Origin of the sequence: Mariniflexile aquimaris (assembly GCF_042676825.1) — a bacterium.
GTDB classification, from domain to species: domain Bacteria; phylum Bacteroidota; class Bacteroidia; order Flavobacteriales; family Flavobacteriaceae; genus Mariniflexile; species Mariniflexile aquimaris.
Map to the genome: position 1 here is coordinate 86,181 of NZ_JBHTIB010000012.1, position 19,313 is coordinate 105,493.

14 protein-coding genes are annotated in these 19,313 nt (G+C 34.0%); 11 read left to right on the forward strand and 3 right to left on the reverse strand.

Annotated elements, in window-relative coordinates; all coding sequences use genetic code 11:
- The first annotated feature begins 25 nt into the window (after positions 1 to 25).
- The 4 genes from ACFQ0I_RS08435 (at position 26) to ACFQ0I_RS08450 (ending at position 6,580) form a co-directional block, all read left to right on the forward strand.
- Positions 26 to 724 (forward strand): hypothetical protein, encoded by a 699-nt coding sequence (locus ACFQ0I_RS08435; protein ID WP_379941216.1) that lies wholly within the window; start codon positions 26 to 28, stop codon positions 722 to 724.
- Positions 725 to 870: 146 nt separating this feature from the next.
- A complete protein-coding gene (locus tag ACFQ0I_RS08440; protein ID WP_379941217.1) occupies positions 871 to 1,776 on the forward strand; it encodes a DMT family transporter in 906 nt (301 codons plus the stop codon).
- Between the two features lie 116 nt (positions 1,777 to 1,892).
- Positions 1,893 to 3,755 (forward strand): DNA topoisomerase IV subunit B, encoded by a 1,863-nt coding sequence (locus tag ACFQ0I_RS08445; protein ID WP_379941219.1) that lies wholly within the window; start codon positions 1,893 to 1,895, stop codon positions 3,753 to 3,755.
- 143 nt (positions 3,756 to 3,898) lie between these two features.
- Positions 3,899 to 6,580 (forward strand): DNA gyrase/topoisomerase IV subunit A, encoded by a 2,682-nt coding sequence (locus ACFQ0I_RS08450; protein WP_379941220.1) that lies wholly within the window; start codon positions 3,899 to 3,901, stop codon positions 6,578 to 6,580.
- 131 nt (positions 6,581 to 6,711) lie between these two features.
- Here ACFQ0I_RS08450 and ACFQ0I_RS08455 read toward each other — a convergent pair whose 3' ends face one another.
- On the reverse strand, positions 6,712 to 7,512 hold the full coding sequence (locus tag ACFQ0I_RS08455; protein ID WP_379941222.1) for a TerC family protein: 801 nt from the start codon (positions 7,510 to 7,512) through the stop codon (positions 6,712 to 6,714).
- Between the two features lie 60 nt (positions 7,513 to 7,572).
- The gene (locus tag ACFQ0I_RS08460) at positions 7,573 to 8,841 is read right to left on the reverse strand and encodes a carboxypeptidase-like regulatory domain-containing protein (RefSeq protein ID WP_379941224.1); all 1,269 of its coding nucleotides are present in this window, start codon (positions 8,839 to 8,841) and stop codon (positions 7,573 to 7,575) included.
- 266 nt (positions 8,842 to 9,107) lie between these two features.
- Here ACFQ0I_RS08460 and bshC point away from each other — a divergent pair, with 266 nt between their 5' ends.
- The 6 genes from bshC (at position 9,108) to ACFQ0I_RS08490 (ending at position 16,726) form a co-directional block, all read left to right on the forward strand.
- Positions 9,108 to 10,706 carry a bacillithiol biosynthesis cysteine-adding enzyme BshC gene (bshC, locus tag ACFQ0I_RS08465; RefSeq protein ID WP_379941225.1) on the forward strand — a complete coding sequence of 533 codons (1,599 nt, stop codon included), beginning with the start codon at positions 9,108 to 9,110 and terminating at the stop codon, positions 10,704 to 10,706.
- Between the two features lie 3 nt (positions 10,707 to 10,709).
- Entirely contained in the window at positions 10,710 to 12,080 is a 1,371-nt protein-coding gene (locus ACFQ0I_RS08470; protein WP_379941226.1) for a pyridoxal phosphate-dependent decarboxylase family protein, read from the forward strand.
- Between the two features lie 60 nt (positions 12,081 to 12,140).
- Positions 12,141 to 13,676: a glutamine-hydrolyzing GMP synthase gene (guaA, locus tag ACFQ0I_RS08475; RefSeq protein ID WP_379941228.1), complete on the forward strand. Its 1,536-nt coding sequence runs from the start codon at positions 12,141 to 12,143 to the stop codon at positions 13,674 to 13,676.
- A gap of 284 nt (positions 13,677 to 13,960) precedes the next feature.
- Positions 13,961 to 15,904 (forward strand): LysM peptidoglycan-binding domain-containing protein, encoded by a 1,944-nt coding sequence (locus ACFQ0I_RS08480; protein ID WP_379941230.1) that lies wholly within the window; start codon positions 13,961 to 13,963, stop codon positions 15,902 to 15,904.
- 110 nt (positions 15,905 to 16,014) lie between these two features.
- Positions 16,015 to 16,494, forward strand: coding sequence for a DUF922 domain-containing protein (locus tag ACFQ0I_RS08485; RefSeq protein WP_379941232.1), 480 nt, complete (start codon positions 16,015 to 16,017; stop codon positions 16,492 to 16,494).
- Positions 16,495 to 16,498: 4 nt separating this feature from the next.
- Complete coding sequence (locus ACFQ0I_RS08490; protein ID WP_379941233.1) at positions 16,499 to 16,726, forward strand: DUF3820 family protein; 228 nt, start codon at positions 16,499 to 16,501, stop codon at positions 16,724 to 16,726.
- 131 nt (positions 16,727 to 16,857) lie between these two features.
- Here the strand turns inward: ACFQ0I_RS08490 and ACFQ0I_RS08495 are convergent, their stop codons facing one another.
- A complete protein-coding gene (locus ACFQ0I_RS08495; RefSeq protein ID WP_379941234.1) occupies positions 16,858 to 17,403 on the reverse strand; it encodes a GNAT family N-acetyltransferase in 546 nt (181 codons plus the stop codon).
- A gap of 224 nt (positions 17,404 to 17,627) precedes the next feature.
- Here ACFQ0I_RS08495 and ACFQ0I_RS08500 point away from each other — a divergent pair, with 224 nt between their 5' ends.
- The gene (locus ACFQ0I_RS08500) at positions 17,628 to 19,268 is read left to right on the forward strand and encodes a CTP synthase (protein ID WP_379941236.1); all 1,641 of its coding nucleotides are present in this window, start codon (positions 17,628 to 17,630) and stop codon (positions 19,266 to 19,268) included.
- Positions 19,269 to 19,313 lie beyond the last annotated feature (45 nt).

The following is a 19,313-nucleotide window of genomic DNA, read 5'->3' on the forward strand; positions in this document are numbered from 1 at the left end:
AATATTAAATTTAAACCTCAAATCTATGAATGTAAAGCAATTTTACGCAACAACGTTGTTATTTTTAATTACTTTTTTATCCTACGCTCAAATAGAAGGTAGTAAACAAAATTTCGCATTAGGTGTTTCAACGGGTTATAATCGAGGATTAGGATTTCAAATAAGTCTAACTGCTTTGAAACCTTTAGAATCGCTTCCTGTACAAATGCGATTGGGAATTGGATTAACCAGTCTGAACCCTGGTAATGCTTCCGATGCAAGACGTATTTTTATAAACAATGCTACCAATGGTGTTCCTGAAGAAAAAGCAAGATCTTTTGATTATCGATTGGATTTTTTGTTGGACTCGAATATTCTAAATTTAGAAAATTCTAAATTGGTTTTCGGTCCGCGATATTCAAGTTTCAAAGCCAATTTTAAATATATTGGTGGAAACGAAGATTTTGATGTCACCTCTAAACAGTTTGGAATAGGATTAGGTACTGAAAGTCAGTTTAAAATTAATAAAAACTTAAATTTATTGGCAGCAGTAGGATTAGATTATTTTTTTAATAATACCTTAACAGGGCATGATACGTCGTATAGTCCGGATAATGACAATGTAAACGCAAGAAATGATAATGCAAATGATAACGTTGAGTTTACATATAAAGATGCAAATGAAGCTATTAAGCAGCCTAGTTTAATGCCACGCGTATTATTAGGTGTTGTTTATTTTTTATAATAAGCACAATTAAATTTTTAAAAGCCTAATGTTTTAAAACTTTAGGCTTTTTCATTTTTAGTTTAAATTGAAGTAAAAAAGTAAGGCGTTTAACTTTTCTTGAAGATTTACTAAGTTGAATGCTATGCTTATTTTATATTAGCCCAATGCAATCTAACAATAGGTTTATTTCGGGTATTTTAATTGGGATTTTAGGCATAGTTCTGTTTTCTTCTAAAGCCGTTATGGTAAAACTTGCGTACCAGTATCAAGTTGATGCCGTAAGCCTGTTATTGTTACGCATGCTTTTTTCGTTTCCATTTTATGTAGTTATTGCCGTAATTTATAGTCGGAAAGAAAACAAAAGTGTCATATCAACAAACGATTATGTTTGGGTGGTTTTTTTCGGATTGGTAGGGTATTATTTGTCTAGCTACTTCGATTTTTTAGGCTTACATTACATTAAAGCAAGTTTAGAGCGCATTATCTTATTTCTATATCCTACAATGGTTATTATTTTAAACAGATTGTTTCTTAAAAAAGCAATATCATCCATACAGGTGTTGGCTATATTTTTAACCTATGTCGGAATTTTTATAGCATTTTTCGGGGAAGTGGTTATTTCTGGTAAGGATACGTATTTAGGTGGGTTCTTCATATTACTCTGTGCGATAACCTATGCCATTTATTTAGTAGGTAGCGGTTGGCTCATTCCAAAATTTGGCGTCGTGAAATTTACGGCCTACGCCATGATTGTGTCTTGTTTTTGTGTATTTATTCATTTTGGTTTATTTTCTAAGACAGATATTTTAAGTTTAGAGTGGCAAGTGTATTTATTAGGGTTTTTAATTGCTATTTTTGCTACTGTTATTCCATCATTTTTGGTGTCGGAATCCATTAATAGAATCAGTTCTTCAAATTTTGCAATCATCGCCGGATTTGGTCCTGTTTCAACCATTATTTTAGCCGGTATTTTTTTAAATGAAGTACTTACTTTATTACAATTATTTGGTGCATTGATTGTAATTTTTGGTATCTTAATGGTTTCTTTAAAAAAGCAAAAGAACCAGTAATTACGGGTTCTCAACAAAAAGATTTTGTTTTGTTAACTACTTTGTGAAATAGCAGTTTTATTTTTTTAAAGGTTTGTATTATCTTAGCATCGAAACACGATATTTTACTTAATTCTATGGCAGAAATAACCAATTATACCGAAGACAATATACGTTCATTAGACTGGAAGGAGCACATCCGTATGCGACCAGGAATGTATATAGGTAAACTTGGTGATGGTTCTTCGCCAGACGATGGTATTTACATTCTACTCAAAGAGGTTTTAGATAACTCTATAGATGAGTATGTTATGGGTGCTGGTAAGACCATTGAAATATCGATTCAGGGAAATAAAGTCACTGTTCGAGATTATGGTCGTGGTATTCCATTAGGAAAAGTGGTAGATGTGGTTTCTAAAATGAATACCGGTGGAAAGTACGATTCTAAAGCCTTTAAAAAATCTGTAGGTTTAAATGGGGTTGGTACTAAAGCCGTAAATGCCTTATCATCTTTTTTTAGAGTAGAGTCTACCCGAGATAATAAATCTGCGTCTGCAGAATTTAACCAAGGTAATTTATTAAATCAGGATTTATTAGACGATACCACACGCCGTAAAGGAACCAAAGTGTCTTTTGTTCCAGACGACACTATTTTTAAAAATTACAAGTATCGCAACGAGTATATCGTTAAAATGCTTAAAAACTATGTGTATTTAAACCCTGGTTTAACCATTGTTTTTAATGGTGAAAAATATTTTAGCGAGCATGGATTAAAAGATTTGTTGTCTGAAAACATAAATGAATCAGACAGATTATATCCTATCATTCATTTACGTGGCGACGATATTGAAATTGCATTAACACATAGTAAAACACAATATAGCGAGGAGTACCATTCTTTTGTAAACGGACAAAACACTACACAAGGTGGTACGCATTTAAATGCATTTAGAGAAGGCTTGGTTAAAACCATTCGAGAGTTTTACGGAAAGAATTACGACCCATCTGATATTAGAAAATCGGTGGTGAGTGCCATTGCTATAAAAGTTATGGAGCCTGTTTTTGAGAGTCAGACAAAAACCAAATTGGGTTCTACAGATATGGGTGGTGAGTTACCAACTGTAAGAACCTATATTACCGATTTTTTAAAAACATATCTAGACAACTATTTACATAAAAATCCGGAAACAGCCGAAAAGATTCAGCGTAAAATTCTTCAGGCAGAACGCGAGCGTAAAGAACTTTCAGGTATTAGAAAGTTGGCAAAAGACCGTGCAAAATCGGCGAGTCTTCACAATAAAAAACTCCGCGATTGTAGAGTTCATTTTGGAGATACAAAAAACGATCGTAGTTTAGAGTCCACACTTTTTATCACTGAGGGTGATTCGGCGTCTGGAAGTATCACAAAATCGCGCGATGTAAATACACAGGCTGTTTTCAGTTTAAAAGGAAAACCTCTAAATTGTTATGGGTTAACCAAAAAGATAGTTTACGAAAACGAAGAGTTTAATTTATTACAAGCGGCGCTTAATATTGAAGAATCGTTAGAAGATTTAAGATATAATAATGTAGTTATCGCTACCGATGCCGATGTGGATGGGATGCACATCCGCTTATTATTAATTACATTTTTTCTTCAGTTTTTCCCAGAAGTTATTAAAGAAGGACATTTATATATTTTGCAAACACCGCTGTTCCGTGTTCGAAATAAAAAAGAAACGATCTATTGCTATTCTGATGAAGAACGCGTAGCGGCCATAGAAAAATTAAAACCAAAACCAGAAATTACTCGATTTAAAGGACTTGGTGAAATATCGCCAGATGAGTTTAAACATTTTATAGGTGAAAATATTCGATTAGACCCTGTAATGCTAGACGAAAACATGTCTATAGAAAATTTATTAGAGTTTTATATGGGAAAAAACACACCAACCAGACAAGAGTTTATCATAGACAATTTAAAAGTTGAATTAGATATCATTAAAGAAGAACAAAACTAAATATTATGTTATACAACAAGGACGAAAAGATTAGAGGTATTTACGATCATTTAAGAGCACCTGTAAGCAATGAGCATTTACTAAAAAACAAAAAAAAAGGACAAAGAATTTTTACTAGACTCCCAAAGAAATAAAGGTAATTAATGATTGAAGAAGGTGACGATTTAATTAACGAGCAAGACGAACCCAAAGAAACCATTACCCGTGTTACGGGCATGTATAAAGAGTGGTTTTTAGATTATGCATCGTATGTTATATTAGAGCGTGCAGTACCCGCTATTGAAGACGGTTTTAAACCCGTTCAACGTCGTATCATGCATTCCATGAAAGATTTAGACGATGGACGGTACAACAAAGTGGCAAACATTGTTGGTCATACCATGCAATACCATCCCCATGGTGATGCTAGTATTGCAGATGCTATGGTGCAAATTGGCCAAAAGGATTTATTAATAGATACGCAAGGTAACTGGGGGAATATTTTAACCGGCGATAGCGCCGCAGCCTCACGTTATATTGAAGCGCGTTTATCTAAATTTGCCTTAGACGTTGTTTATAATCCGAAAATCACCGAATGGCAGGCTAGTTACGATGGTCGCAGAAAAGAACCTGTTAATTTACCGGTTATGTTTCCGTTGCTATTGGCACAAGGTGGCGAAGGTATTGCTGTAGGGCTTTCAACAAAAATATTACCTCATAATTTTATCGAATTAATAGATGCTTCCATTAAGCATTTACAAGGCAAACGTTTTACCATTTTACCCGATTTTCCAACGGCAGGAATAGCCGATTTTTCAAACTATAACGATGGTTTGCGCGGAGGTCGTGTACGTATTCGTGCTAAAGTTTCGCAGTTAGATAAAAATACGCTTGTTATTACCGAAATTCCTTTTGGAACCACCACATCATCGCTAATAGATTCTATATTAAAAGCGAATGATAAAGGTAAAATTAAGATTAAAAAGATTGAAGATAACACCGCTGCCGAAGTGGAGATTTTGGTGCATTTACCTTCAGGATTATCGCCAGATAAAACAATTGATGCCTTGTATGCTTTTACAAGTTGCGAGTCGTCTATTTCACCTTTAGGTTGCGTTATTGAAGACAATAAACCCTTGTTTGTTGGTGTAACTGAAATGTTACGTCGCTCGACAGATAATACGGTGCAACTTCTAAAAAGCGATTTAGAAATTAAGCTCGATGAATTAGAAGAGCAGTGGCATTTCGCTTCATTAGAACGTATTTTTATTGAAAACCGTATTTATCGCGATATTGAAGAAGAAGAAACTTGGGAGGGTGTTATAAACGCCATCGACAAAGGCTTAAAACCTCATATCGAGCATTTAAAACGTGCTATCACCGTTGAAGATATCGAGCGATTAACCGAAATTCGAATTAAACGTATTTCAAAATTTGACATCGATAAAGCCCAACAAAAAATTGATGCTCTAGAAGATCAAATTGCCGAAATAAAACATCATTTAGCAAATCTTATAGAGTATGCGATAGCCTATTTTACGAGACTAAAAAAGGACTATGGTGCAGGGCGCGAACGCAAAACAGAAATACGTGCCTTCGATGATGTAGATGCTACTAAAGTAGTTATTCGAAACACCAAACTTTATGTAAATCGAGAAGAAGGCTTTGTTGGAACCTCACTTCGTAAAGACGAATACGTTTGCGATTGTAGCGATATAGACGATATTATCGTGTTTACTAAAGATGGTAAAATGATGATTACCAAAGTAGATGCTAAAACCTTTATAGGTAAAGATATTATTAATGTTGAGGTGTTCGATAAAAAGGACAATCGAACCATTTACAACATGATTTATCGCGATGGTAAAAGTGGTCCGTCTTATATAAAACGCTTTGCGGTAACGAGTATTACACGCGATAAGGAATACGATTTAACCAATGGCAACAAAGGTTCTACGGTATTGTATTTCTCTGCAAACCCTAATGGGGAAGCAGAAGTGGTTAGTATCATCCTTCGTCAGGCAGGAAGTATTAAAAAGTTAAAATGGGATATCGATTTTGCTGATATTTTAATAAAAGGACGAAATTCTAAAGGGAATCTGGTAACTAAATATTCTATTAAAAAAATAGAATTAAAAGAAAAAGGAATCTCTACTTTAAAACCACGTAAAATTTGGTTCGATGATGCTGTACAACGCTTAAATGTTGATGGTAGAGGCGAGCTGGTAGGGGAATTTAGAGGCGAAGACCGTATCTTAATTATCAATCAAAAAGGCATTGCAAAAACGATTATTCCAGAAGTAACTACACATTTTGATAGCGATATGATTGTGATGGAAAAATGGATTCCTAAAAAGCCCATTTCTGCCATTTATTTTGATGGTGAAAAAGAACGCTATTTTGTAAAACGTTTTGTTATTGAAAACGAAAATAAAGAAGAGTGTTTTATAACAAGTCATGATAAATCGCATTTAGAAATCGTTTCTACCGATTGGATACCGATGGCCGAAATAGAGTTTACCAAAGAACGTGGTAAAGAACGAAAAGATAATTTAATTGTAAATCTAGAAGAATTTATTGCAGTTAAAGGTATTAATGCGTTAGGAAACCAGCTTACCAAAGATAAAGTAAATCAGATTAGTTTATTAGATCCACTGCCATATGAAGCGCCAGAAGAAGTGCATGCCGATGATTTGGAAGTAGTAGATGAAGAAGATATCTCATCAGAAAATAATGAGAACACCGAGAATAGCAAAAAAAAGCAGGTCGATTCAAATGAAGAAGACGATGATGATGCTTCTAATGATAGTAATCTCGATGATAAAGGTCAGACTAAGTTGTTTTAATAACCCACTCTTATGATATTTAGAGTTGTAATAGTTGTGCTACTTGTATTGATAGCCTACTACCTGTATCGTATCTATAAAGCAAATAGGTAAAACTTGGTTATTTTGCTGTTTCTGTTACAGTTAAATTTTTACAATTTTGTAGATCGCTTTTTTGATTCAATTTTTAAGTTTAAAAATTCAACAAATAAAGAGAACGCAATGGCAAAATATAAATAACCTTTAGGAATAGCACCAACACTATTACCAAATAGTTGCGTGTGAGATAAGTGAGCAGCTTCTGTGATTAGCATAAAACCAATTAATATTAAAAATGATAATCCGAGGAGCTGAACACTTTGGTAAGTGTTTATAAATTTTCGAATCGGGTTGGCAAACGCAATCATAATAATTATTGAAATAACAACTGCAATAATCATTAAAACCAGTGTGTAATTGTGATTAGGATGTAAACCGTTTGTCATACCAACAGCAGTCAAAATAGAGTCGATAGAAAAAATAAAATCGATAATCATTATTTGAATAATGGCTTGCGCTAAACTTTTTATTTTTTTTCCTTGAATTGCATTTTCATCATGGTGAGGCATTTCAACTTTTTCATGAATTTCAGAAGTACTTTTATAAATTAAAAATAACCCACCTACAAATAAAATGATCGCTTGCCAACTTATAGAAATCGTTAACCACGATAATTCCAGATGGTAAAAGGGTTCTTTTAATCCAATTAAAAAAGTTACAAAAAACAGCAAAATTATACGCTGTACCATCGCTGCGATTAAACCAATAGTTGTGGCTTTGGCTTGTTGATGTTCAGGGAGTTTATTAGCTGCAATAGATATAAAAACAATGTTGTCTATACCTAAAATTATTTCTAAAAAAGTTAAAGTTAAGAGCGCCATTATGGCATCACTTGTTAGGAGAAAGTCTATCACGAAACAAAAAATTTAGGAGTTAAAATTAATTAAAAATAGTTTGTTTAACTCATTTTTTAATTAAATATTTTCATCCTTTTTTAGCTGCTTTTTTATTTTTTCGATAGCGGATTCAATCGATTTTTCGGGTTCTATAATATTATATTCGCCCCAAAACTCAGGATCAGAAAAACCAGAGGCTTCTTCAGTAAGAATAGTAGTTGGTTTTATGGTCTGTTCTTTTTTTCGATCTAATTTAGAATCTAAAATTTCCCAATCGGTTACTGCCATTTCACTGTTCAACGTATAGACGCTGTTAAATAATTTCCCTTTCCAATTCACTTTAAAAGTAAGCAAAATATTGCTGTATGCGTAATGCCATTTGCCGTTTTTTGTTCTGTAATTTACTCTGTACGTAGCTTCGGTTGGATATACCTCCACACGATTAGGTTTTTTTCTAATATACATTCTGCTAGAAAGCTCTCTGTTTGTAACATTTAAGCTATATACGGCATTGGTTAAAGCTAATGTTTCGGCATCTATATAAAGTTTTCCGTAATAAAGAGGCTCATTAATATTTGGTTTTTGCTTAAAGTTAATTACATAAACCAGGTTGTTGTTAATGCGTGTAGATTTGTCGAAACTAAATTGGTAAAGCGGAATGGCCTCGTTTGTAAAAATAAATTCTGGATACTTAATAATGTCTGTATATAAATTGCTAAAAGGTCCTCCTTGCAGTTTAATAGCTAAAGTGTCTAATCTCGAATAATCGGTTTTTTTTCTTGATTTAATAAGGTCTATGGCATCATCTTTAGAATTGCTATAAGGTTGTTTATGTATATGTACAACCGCTTCAGCAAGAGATGCATTTTTGTTTCTTTTTTTTATGGTTTCTCTATAAAAGGCCGTCATTAAGGTGTTGTTGTTGTTATAAACAGTACTACGATTTTTTAGAGTTAATCTTAATAAGGCTTCGGCATCTTTAAATGTGGTGACTTCAATTTCTTTAAGCGTTGTAATCGCTGGAGTTAAGGTTATTTTCGAATCGTTTTCAAAAGAAGAAATTTTAATTTCTTTTTTTTGATATCCTAAATGGGTAATTACAAGCGTTTTATTGATGAGTGAATCGGGAACTTTTATCGCAAACATCCCATCTGAATTTGTGATGGTACCAATATTAGTGTCTTTAATAATTATATCGGCAAAGACTAAATCATTTTTAGATTGTTCATCAATAATCCTACCTTTTATTTCTGTAAATGATGTCGTAATTTGAGCCGTTAGTGTTTGGAAACCGCTTGCAAAAAGCAGGCAACTTAAAACGATATATATGTAAAATTTATGTTTCATGATTTGTTGATATTATGCTAATAACCTGACTATTAAGATACGGAAATTATTCCTTTTTTTTGAAAAAGTAAAGTTAAATTTAGCGTTGATGCATTAGGTTGAACATTAAAGAGCGTGTTTAGTGAATTGTTACTTTATGAATCGAAAGAAATAGGATTTATGCATCATTTTTTTTAGAACCTTAATCTTATGGAATTCTTAACGTATTTTTAGAATTCAAAAATTAGAATAACCGTATATTTACACTTTAATTTTCAAGTAATAATATGCCAGCTGAACATATTTCATTTAAAAAAACAGGATATTTTTCTTCACTTATCTGTGATTATTTAGATGAAAAACCAGAATTACAAGCTTTTTATAATCGTTTTCCGAATCTCGATAATTTTAAAGCGCAGATAGAAGAACGAAAGGCGTCAGGACTACCAAAATCTAGATCTGTTTTAGTATCAACTTTAAAAAAGCAATATCAGCATTTCGAAACTTCTGAAGCTACGTTTAAGAATATTGAAAGTTTAAATTCCGAAAACACATTCACTATTACTACCGGGCATCAGTTAAACCTGTTTACTGGTCCGCTTTATTTTCTATATAAAATTGTATCGACCATAAATCTTTCAAAAGAACTATCAGAAACGTATCCTGAGAATCATTTTGTACCAATTTATTGGATGGCCACTGAAGACCATGATTTTGAAGAAATAAATTATTTCAATTTCAAAGGAAAAAAAGTACATTGGAATAAAGAGGCTGCAGGCGCGGTAGGCGATTTATCTACCGAAGGATTAGAGGCTGTTTTTAATTTGTTTGCTTTAGAATTGGGAGGCAGCACCAATGCAAATTATTTAAAAACACTTTTTGAAAATGCTTACGTAAAGCATGATAATTTAGCTGATGCGACACGTTTTTTGGCGAATGAATTATTTAAAGACTACGGTTTGGTAATTATTGATGCCAATGATACCGATTTAAAAAGACAATTTATTCCTTATATAGAAGAGGAGTTGCTGCAGCAAACCTCATTTAAAAATGTGTCGGAAACTAACGAGCAAATCAATAAATTATCTAATTATGGGATTCAAGTAAACCCACGGGAGATTAATTTATTTTATGTAACAGAAAATCTTCGCGAACGCATCCTTTTTGAAGACGATGTTTATAAAGTTAACAATACTAACTTATCGTGGACCGAGAGCGACATGCTTAAACACCTCGCTGAGTTTCCGGAGCGATTTTCGCCCAACGTTATTATGCGGCCATTATACCAGGAAGTTATTTTGCCAAATCTATGTTACATTGGCGGTGGTGGCGAATTGGCTTATTGGTTTCAGTTAAAACAATTTTTCGATAAAGTTGAAGTGCCTTTTCCAATATTGTTGTTGCGAAATTCGGTTTTAATCCAATCTGAAAGTCAGCATAAAAAGCTTCAAAAGTTACAGATTTCTAATGAAGATATATTTTTAAAACGACATGCCTTTATAAATAAAAAAGTTAGAGATATTTCGAACATTTCACTTGATTTTTCTCCACAAAAAGAAGTGATAAAAAAACAATTTGAGAAGCTGTTTAAATTAGCAGAGCAAACAGATAAATCGTTTATTGGCGCGGTAAAAGCACAAGAAGTGAAACAATTAAAAGGCTTAGATACCCTAGAAAAGCGATTAATTAAAGCTCAAAAACGCAAGTTGTCTGACGAAGTTTCAAGAATGACCGATTTGCAAAATGCGTTATTCCCAAATCAAAGTTTACAAGAACGCAATACTAATTTTTCAGAATTTTATTTGGAATATGGTAATCAGTTAATTCCAAAATTAATAGAACATTTAAATCCTTTACAAGGAGAATTTATAATCTTAAATCTTTAAAGAATGCATAAGGCCGATATTGAATTAGTTGAAATGTCTATGGATATCATGAAATATGCGATTGATAGACTGTCTTCAAAAAAAATAAAAATAGGAAAGCCTAAAAAAGAAGAGGAGTTAAAAGCGTTGGTAGGAGAAACCATTACCGAAAAAGGTATTGGGGGCGAGGTGGCTTTTAATCTCTGGAAAAAGCATTTGGTTAAAGCCAATGTCTCTATCGATCACCCAAGGCATTTAGCCTTCGTTCCTGCGTCTCCAACCAGAGCTGCCATAATGTTCGATCTGGTTACTTCGGCTTCCAGTATTCATGGTGCCTATTGGATGGAAGGCGCGGGCGGTATTTTTTGTGAAAATGAAGCCATGCGATGGATCGTGTCTTTAACGGGTATGCCAAAAGGCGCCTTTGGGGTTTTTACCAGTGGTGGTACAGCGGCCAATTTATCGGCCATGGTTACCGCTCGAGAACATTGGAGAGAAAACGACTTGTATAAAAATGAAAAAGGACTTATTATTACATCTGTTGGAGCACATTCTTCCATAAAAGCGATGGCAAAAGTAATTGATGCCGATGTGTTATTGGTAGATACCGAAGATAAATTACTTGGTATAGAACTGCAGAATGTTATAGATCAATTATCAGCACAACAACGAAAACGACTTTTTGCGGTGGTTGCTACAGGTGGCACAACAAACGCCGGAATTATTGACGATTTAGAAGGTATTGCCACAGTTTGTGAAAAAGAAAAACTATGGTTTCATGTAGATGCAGCTTATGGAGGTGGTGCATTAGCCGCCGATTCGGTAAGACATTTGTTTAACGGCATTGAAAGAGCCGATAGTATTACCATAGACCCACATAAATGGATGTTCTCTCCCTACGATTGTGGTTCGGTTATTTATAAAAAACCAGAATTAGCTAAAAAGGCACATGCCCAAGAAGGTTCGTATTTAGATATTTTTAAAGATGAAGGGTCTCAAGGTTTTAATCCAACCGATTATCAAATTCAGTTAACCCGACGTGTTAGAGGCTTGCCATTATGGTTTTCGCTAGCAATGCATGGAACAAAGCGCTACAAACAAGCAGTAGAACGTGGTTTGGCATTAGCGCAGATAGCAGGTAAATTAATTGAAGAAAATCCACATGTAGAGTTGGTACGGGAACCTAGTTTATCCTGCGTATTATATAGAAGAATAGGGTGGAAGCCCGAAGATTATACGCATTGGACTTACGAAAATCATAAAAAAGGATTTGCTTTGGTAACACCAACAAAATGGAAACAAGGTGATAATTACGAAACCGTATCTCGTTTCTGTTTTATTAATCCGGATACCACAAAAAAAGATATTCAGTTAATTTTGGATTCTATGCGCTAATTTTTTTTTAAAAATTGTGTTTGGTAATTGCCATTCTAAAATCAATTATTACTTTTGCGCATGCAACATGACAAGGTACTTATTTTAGACTTCGGTTCGCAATACACACAATTAATTGCGCGTAGAGTTCGAGAACTCAACATTTACTCCGAAATACATCCATTTAACAAAATTCCGGCAAACTTAGACGAATACAAAGCTGTTATTCTTTCTGGTAGCCCATTTTCTGTAAGAGGCGACGAAGCTTTACATCCAGATTTAACCGATATTCGTGGCAAAAAACCATTATTGGCAGTGTGTTACGGTGCACAATATTTGGCGCATTTTTCTGGCGGAAATGTAGCACCTTCAAACACACGAGAGTATGGTCGTGCTAATTTATCGTTTATAAAAAGCAACGAGCCATTTTTTGCACATATCCATACTGGAAGTCAGGTGTGGATGAGCCATAGTGATACCATCCAAGAGTTACCAACTAATGGTGTATTAATTGGTAGTACACACGATGTGAAGAATGCAGCGTATAGAATTAACGGAGAAGAGACCTATGCCATTCAATTTCACCCAGAGGTGTATCATACAACAGATGGGAAACAATTGTTAGAAAACTTTTTAGTAAGTATTGCGGGACTTCATCAAGATTGGACACCCGATTCTTTTGTGGAGGAAACGGTAGCCTTCTTAAAAGAAAAAGTAGGCGACGATAAAGTCGTTTTAGGATTGTCTGGTGGTGTAGATTCTACAGTAGCAGCAGTACTTTTAAATAAAGCTATAGGGAAAAACCTGTATTGTATTTTTGTTAACAACGGGTTACTTCGTAAAAACGAATTTCAAAGTGTTTTAAATCAGTACGAAGGCATGGGGCTAAACGTTAAAGGGGTCGATGCTTCTCAACGTTTTTTAGATGCTTTAGCGGGAATAGAAGATCCTGAGTTAAAGCGTAAAGCTATAGGCAACGCCTTTATTGAGGTGTTTGATGATGAGGCGCATAAACTTACAGATGTAAAATGGTTAGCTCAAGGTACTATTTATCCAGATGTTATAGAAAGTGTGTCTGCTTCTGGTGGACCATCGGCAACTATAAAAAGTCATCATAATGTTGGAGGTCTACCTGATTTCATGAAACTTAAAATCGTAGAACCATTACGTGCTATTTTTAAAGATGAGGTGCGTCGTGTTGGTGCTACCTTAGGCATAGACCCCGAGCTTTTAGGGCGTCATCCATTTCCAGGACCAGGTTTAGGCATTCGAATTTTAGGTGATATCACCGCCGAAAAAGTGCGTATTTTACAAGAAGTTGATGCCATTTTTATTAATGGATTAAAGGAATGGGGATTATACGATAAAGTATGGCAAGCAGGTGCTATGTTATTACCAGTAAATAGCGTGGGAGTTATGGGTGATGAGCGCACGTACGAAAAATGCGTCGCACTTAGAGCTGTAGAAAGCACCGACGGAATGACTGCCGATTGGGTAAACTTACCTTACGAATTTCTTCAAAAAACATCAAACGATATCATAAATAAAGTAAAAGGCGTTAATAGAGTAGTGTACGATATAAGCTCCAAACCACCTGCAACCATCGAGTGGGAGTAAAATAGTCGTGACTTTTTAAAGCTATTTGTGTCTTAAAGATTAGTATATGGGTTTTAAGTATTTGAGCAATTCAATATTTAAAAACTATATTTAGTACAATAAGATATCTTTTATTAATAAAATGAACGTATATAACTAAGTATATAAAATAGTGTAGTGCTTTAGTGCATCCTGAGGGAAGACGAAGCGCTATATTTTTTTGGCACGTTATATGCACTTACGAAGGATAAATAAAAATATAAGGATGTTGCCATCATCCGTAATGCAAATAAAATTACATTTTCATGATTAGATTCTTTTCCGTTTTATGTTTGGTATTTATATTCAGTTTCAATAGTACAAACGCACAAAACTTTAGTACACACCCTGTTAAAAAAGGAGAAACCATCACAGGTATTGCGGCACAATATGGCGTTACAACGGCTGATATTTATGCTTTAAATCCAGATGCAAAAAAAGAATTAAAAGTTAATACTATTTTAATAATTCCTATTTCAAAAGCAAAAAAAACTGAAGTTATCGCTCCAGAGGTCACTACTATTAAAGAGTTAGTAGGGTTTAAACAGCATAAAACAAGTAGGAAAGAAACTATTTATAGCATTACAAAACAGTATAATATTACAGAAGACGAACTAAAAAAGTATAATACGTTTTTATATGCCAATACTTTGCAAAAAAACGATGAACTAAAAATACCCGTTTTTAAAATAAAAGAAGTTGAGGTAAAACCTGCTACTAAAACCTATATTGTTAAATCAAAAGAAGGTAAATGGCGAGTCGCTTATAAATTTGGAATTACTGTGGCCGAATTGGAAGCCCTTAACCCTGGATTGGGCGACAGTTTACAAGATGGACAGCAAGTGAATGTGCCAAATATTGGAGGTTCTGAAGAAAAGGTAATAGACGAAAAATATAGTTATTATAAAGTACTTCCTAAGGAAGGATTTTATCGTTTGAAAGTTAAATTAGGTCTAGATCAAGAGCAATTAGAAGCATTAAATCCAAGTTTAAAAGATTCGGGTTTAATAGATGGCATGGTGTTGAAAATACCATATACCAATAAATTTTTGGGTAGCGACGAAGGTACTGCCACCAAGGTGAGTTTAGAAAACCGAACAATAAATACTAAAACTAAGCACTTAGCGGTTATGTTGCCGTTTAGGTTAAATCGCGTAAGTTTCGATTCCATTCAAAATACTAAGAAAAGTATAAAATCCGACCCATATTTAAATGCGTCTCTTGATTTTTATTCTGGGGTTTTAATAGCTTTAGATTCCTTGAAAAAACTTGGCGTTTCATTAAAGGTTGATGTTTATGATACGAAATATCAGGTAAGCGAAGTAATTAAGATTTTAAACGAAAATGATTTTAAAAATGTCGATGCTGTTATTGGCCCCTTAACTCCAGAAACTTTTGAAAAAGTGGCAGTAGAATTGAAAGGTTTAAATGTGCCCGTGGTATCGCCAATTGGTACGAATATTAAACTTTACGACAATGTTTTTCAGTCTAGACCTTCAGACGATTTGTTAAAAGCAAAGATTATAAATTATGTAAAGGCAGATTCGTTATCTAAAAATGTGGTAATTATTTCAGATTCTAAAAATAGTACTGTTGCCAACGAACTTAAAGGCGAATTTGCTGGCGCTAGAATGGTATATTCTAGAAAAAATAAACAAGGAGCAGATGTTAACTTTGTATATGTAGAAGATGTTCGAGCTACCTTAAAACCTGGAAGGAACTACGTGTTTTTAGAAACTACAAACGAAGGGTTTGCATCGAATGTTACCAGTATTTTGGCATCGTTACATTCTAAATCGGATAGCAATCCTTCTGGAACCGAAATTATTTTAGTAACCTCTAATTTTAATCCGGCGTTTGAAGGTGATCAGGTATCTAACGAGCATTTGGCAAAACTGCAATTGCATTACGCAACAACTTCAAAAACATATAAAGAAGAAGACCATAATTCATTTGTTGTTAACTACACAAAAACCTATAATATTACACCAAACAAACGTGCTGTAAAAGGCTTCGATTTAACCATGGATGTGGTATTGCGTTTAGTGACTTCAGACGATTTGTACGCCTCTGTAAATAAAGCACCATTAACCGAATACATCGAAAATAAATTCTCGTATAAAAAGAAACTTTTTGGCGGGTATATTAACGATGCCGTATATTTAGTAAAATACGATTACGATTTGTCGATTGTTGAGGTTAAGCAATAAGCATCTTTACTTAACGTTTTAATTTTATCATATTTTAAAACTAAAACAGCTAAGTGTATAAATTTGCCCTATTTTTTTGTTGTGTGTATTGTTTTGCACAAGAACAAAACATGATGTCATGGAATGATTCCTATAAATTAGCTTGGACCGATTTTAAAGATCAACCCGATAAAAATGCGCATGCCGTTGCTATTACCGCTTCGGGCATTACATTTGGGTATACTTTGAAACAGGCAGATAAGCAGGTAATTAGTTTTACAACCAGCGTTGTGGCTCATTTTTATCCAGAAAAATCGTGGCGTAAAACAGAGGCCGATGCGCATGTACTGGAACACGAACAATTACATTTTGATATAACCGAATTGTACGCCCGTAAATTTAGACAACGCATTAGTAAGCTTAAATTGTCGAACACGATTGGCGAACAATTAAAAAAAATACATAATACTATTAATAAAGAGTTGGCAGTATTTCAAGATGTCTACGATACTGAAACAGATTTTTCTCGAAATCCGGAACACCAAGCACGTTGGAAAGCAGAAATAGCCAACCAACTTGCGGCACTATCCAAATATAAATTGGTAGATTAGCGGCATGCTTCCAGATAAAAAATTCTTAATAGATTTAGCGCATACAAAAATGCCTTTTGGTAAATATAAAGACCGCTATTTAATAGATTTACCCGAGTATTATGTGGTTTGGTACCACCAAAAAGGATTTCCTAAAGGTAAGTTGGGTGATATGCTTAAACAGGTGTATGAGTTAAAATTAAATGGGTTAGAAGATTTGATACGAAATATTAAGAAGCAGTATCCAAGGTAATGACTTTGATTCTTGCAGAAGGCTCACTTAATCGTTAATGAAGGATTTAATTTTCTGATTTTAATTAAGAATATGTTTTATAAAAGCAGGGGCGATTTGGATATAGTCGAATCGGTGATATTTGCATTTATTTATTGTAAACGGCTGGTATTTACAAGTTCATATATTATATTGGATTCATTATCAGAATCTTTTCTTTCCGCATGAAGATAAAACCCATTCTTTTCTAAAAGTATTTTAGAGCTCTCGTTTGCAATATGTGTGAATGCTTCAATTTTATCTAGTTTTAATTTTTTAAAACCAAATTCAATAATCATTTTTAGTGCTTCACTCATAATTCCTTTTCTATGAAATTTTGGGTTTAAATCATATCCAACTTCAGCAGTTTTATTGTTTTGAGAAAAATTCCATAAACAGATTGTTCCAATAATTTTTGGGCTATCTTCAAAAGTTATTCCCCAAGCTATCGATATATCGTGTTCGACAAACTGATTTAGTTCATTTATAAATTTTATGGCATCTGAAATGTTCTTAGTTTGTCTGCTTTCAGGTCTTTCTATAAATTTATTGATAGTTTTATTAGAACGAAGGAATAAAATTTCTTCACAATCAGATGCTATTATGTTTCTTAAAAAAATTCTTTCCGATTTTAATTCTGGAAACGGTGTAAATTTCATTTTATTTTTATTTGCCGCTAGCCATAAAGATATGAATTTGATATAATAATTAATATGAGATGCTATTTGAAGCTAGTCGTTTTTCATATAATCAAATTTGACATTGAAAATAAACTTATTTTTTGTCCTGTTAGTATTGTTAAAAACTAGATTTAAATTACTAAAAACTTATTCGGTAATAACTATTTAAATTTTGTAAATTTGCCTGCGTTTATAAGCGCAACATGACAACCAAAGCAAAATACATATTCGTAACCGGTGGGGTTACATCGTCCTTAGGAAAAGGCATTATAGCTGCATCGTTAGCTAAACTTCTTCAAGCTCAAGGCTATAGAGTTACCATTCAAAAATTAGATCCATACATTAATGTAGATCCAGGAACCTTAAATCCATACGAACATGGCGAATGTTACGTTACCGAAGATGGGGCCGAAACAGATTTAGATTTAGGACATTACGAACGTTTTTTAAATGTTCCAACCAGTCAAGCTAACAATGTTACTACGGGTAGAATTTACCAAAGTGTGATTCAGAAAGAACGTCGTGGTGAGTTTTTAGGTAAAACAGTACAAGTTGTGCCTCATATTACCGACGAAATTAAAGAGCGCATTCAGCTTTTAGGAAAATCTGACGATTACGATATTATCATTACAGAAATTGGAGGTACTGTGGGTGACATTGAGTCGTTACCGTATATAGAAGCGGTGCGTCAGTTACGCTGGGATTTGGGCGAAAACAATGGTATCGTCATACATTTAACATTAGTGCCTTATTTAGCTGCAGCGGGAGAATTGAAAACAAAACCAACGCAGCACAGTGTTAAAACCCTCATGGAGAGTGGGGTACAAGCCGATATTTTAGTGTGTAGAACAGAGCACGATTTACCATACGATTTACGTAGAAAACTTGCACTTTTTTGCAATGTTAGAGAAGAAGCGATTATTCAATCTATCGATGCTTCAACTATCTATGATGTGCCTAATTTAATGCTGGAAGAAGGCTTAGATAAAGTGGTGCTTAAAAAATTAGATTTAAAAAGTTCTACTCCCGATATCAGTAAATGGAATGAGTTTTTAACGCGTCATAAAAACCCGAAATCCGAAATCACAATTGGTTTAATTGGGAAATATGTAGAATTACAAGATTCTTACAAGTCTATTTTAGAGGCGTTTATACATGCTGGTGCCGAAAACGAAGTTAAAGTAAATATAGAATCTGTACATTCAGAATATTTAAACGAAGATAATATAAAACTAAAACTAGCTCATTTAGATGGTGTTCTGGTAGCGCCAGGTTTTGGAGAGCGCGGTATTGAAGGAAAAATTGATGCGGTACGCTATGTGCGAGAAAACAATGTGCCATTTTTTGGTATTTGTTTAGGTATGCAAATGGCGGTGATAGAATTTTCTAGAAACGTTTTAGGTATAAAAGATGCCGATTCTACCGAAATGAGTCCTGATACTAAAAATCCGGTAATAGATTTAATGGAAGATCAAAAAACCATTACCGATAAAGGCGGTACCATGCGTTTAGGAGCTTGGGCCTGCGATTTAAAATTAGGAAGTGCTGTTCGCGATATTTATAAAGCGGAAAGTATTAAAGAACGTCACAGACACCGTTACGAGTTTAATAGTAAATACAAAGCCCAAATGGAGGCCGCAGGATTATTGGCTACAGGTATAAACCCAGATACCGGATTGGTAGAAATTGTAGAATTGCCAAGTCACCCATGGTTTATAGGTGTGCAATACCACCCAGAGTATAAAAGTACGGTGGCTAACCCGCATCCGCTATTTGTAGCGTTTGTAAAAGCTGCCTTAAATTTTAAGAAAAAGAAATCTAGTGCCAGATTGGCACAAAATTAATATTGGATAGTTTATTGTTATAGATTTGTGCATTACTTTTGCACC

What these genes read in the sequence shown, in the direction of transcription:
- ACFQ0I_RS08435 (WP_379941216.1), top strand. Translation starts at nt 26, where the DNA reads ATGAATGTAAAGCAATTTTACGCAACAACGTTGTTATTTTTAATTACT.
- ACFQ0I_RS08440 (WP_379941217.1), top strand. Translation starts at nt 871, where the DNA reads ATGCAATCTAACAATAGGTTTATTTCGGGTATTTTAATTGGGATTTTA.
- ACFQ0I_RS08445 (WP_379941219.1), top strand. Translation starts at nt 1,893, where the DNA reads ATGGCAGAAATAACCAATTATACCGAAGACAATATACGTTCATTAGAC.
- ACFQ0I_RS08450 (WP_379941220.1), top strand. Translation starts at nt 3,899, where the DNA reads ATGATTGAAGAAGGTGACGATTTAATTAACGAGCAAGACGAACCCAAA.
- ACFQ0I_RS08460 (WP_379941224.1), bottom strand. Translation starts at nt 8,841, where the DNA reads ATGAAACATAAATTTTACATATATATCGTTTTAAGTTGCCTGCTTTTT.
- bshC (WP_379941225.1), top strand. Translation starts at nt 9,108, where the DNA reads ATGCCAGCTGAACATATTTCATTTAAAAAAACAGGATATTTTTCTTCA.
- ACFQ0I_RS08470 (WP_379941226.1), top strand. Translation starts at nt 10,710, where the DNA reads ATGCATAAGGCCGATATTGAATTAGTTGAAATGTCTATGGATATCATG.
- guaA (WP_379941228.1), top strand. Translation starts at nt 12,141, where the DNA reads ATGCAACATGACAAGGTACTTATTTTAGACTTCGGTTCGCAATACACA.
- ACFQ0I_RS08480 (WP_379941230.1), top strand. Translation starts at nt 13,961, where the DNA reads ATGATTAGATTCTTTTCCGTTTTATGTTTGGTATTTATATTCAGTTTC.
- ACFQ0I_RS08485 (WP_379941232.1), top strand. Translation starts at nt 16,015, where the DNA reads ATGATGTCATGGAATGATTCCTATAAATTAGCTTGGACCGATTTTAAA.
- ACFQ0I_RS08490 (WP_379941233.1), top strand. Translation starts at nt 16,499, where the DNA reads ATGCTTCCAGATAAAAAATTCTTAATAGATTTAGCGCATACAAAAATG.
- ACFQ0I_RS08495 (WP_379941234.1), bottom strand. Translation starts at nt 17,403, where the DNA reads ATGAAATTTACACCGTTTCCAGAATTAAAATCGGAAAGAATTTTTTTA.
- ACFQ0I_RS08500 (WP_379941236.1), top strand. Translation starts at nt 17,628, where the DNA reads ATGACAACCAAAGCAAAATACATATTCGTAACCGGTGGGGTTACATCG.